General features: G+C 61.5%; 1 protein-coding gene. It reads left to right on the forward strand.

What is annotated here, in order from left to right; translation table 11 throughout:
- Positions 1 to 1093 (forward strand): molybdopterin cofactor-binding domain-containing protein (locus A2I95_RS41360; RefSeq protein ID WP_291738079.1); only part of this gene is annotated, 1093 nt, incomplete at both ends.

A 1093-nucleotide genomic window follows, 5' to 3' on the forward strand; every position in this document is an offset into this window, starting at 1 on the left:
GCCCGCAGGGTGTGATTGCCGCAGAGCGGATGATCGAAGAGATCGCCTATGCCCTGGGCAAGGACCCGCTGGATGTCCGTAAGGTCAACTTCTATGGCGAGGAAGGCCGCGACCTGACGCCTTACCATCAGAAGGTGGAGGACAATATCCTCGACCGGCTGATCGGGGAGCTGGAAGAAAACGCCGAGTACCGCAAGCGCCGGGAAGAGATCATCGCCTTCAACAAGGAGTCGAAGATCATCAAGAAGGGCATTGCCCTGACCCCTGTGAAATTCGGCATCTCCTTCACCGCGACCTGGTACAACCAGGCGGGCTCGCTGATCCATGTCTACAACGACGGCTCGATCCACCTGAACCACGGCGGTACCGAGATGGGGCAAGGCCTGAATACCAAGGTCGCGCAGGTTGTGGCTGATGCCTTCCAGGTGGATTTTGAGCGCATCAAGATCACCAAGACCACCACCGAGAAGGTGCCGAACACCTCCGCCACTGCGGCCTCTTCGGGCTCGGACCTCAATGGCATGGCGGCGCTGGATGCGGCGGAGCAGATCATTGCCCGGCTGAAAAAATTTGCCGCGGAGAAGTGGGCAGTCGCTGAAGATGATGTCGAATTCCTGCCCAACCGCGTGCGAGTCGGCTGCGAAGAGATCCCCTTCGACACGCTGGTGAAGGCGGCCTATATGGCCCGCGTGCACCTGTCGGCGGCGGGTTTCTACAAAACCCCGGAAATCCACTGGGACCGCGCGGCGGGCAAGGGGCAACCGTTCTTCTACTACGCCTATGGCGCGTCCTGCTCGGAAGTGTCCGTCGACACGCTGACCGGCGAATACCGGGTGGAGCGCACCGACATCCTGCATGATGTCGGCCGCTCGCTGAACCCGGTTCTGGACAAGGGCCAGGTCGAAGGCGCGTTCATTCAGGGCATGGGCTGGCTGACCACCGAGGAGCTGTGGTGGGACGGCGAAGGCCGGTTGCGCACCCATGCGCCCTCGACCTACAAGATCCCGCTGGCCTCTGACCGGCCGCGCATCTTCAACACCCAGCTGGCCCAATGGTCGGTGAACAAGAAGCGCACCATCAAACGGTCCAAAGC

This window comes from Leisingera sp. F5 (assembly GCF_001593695.1).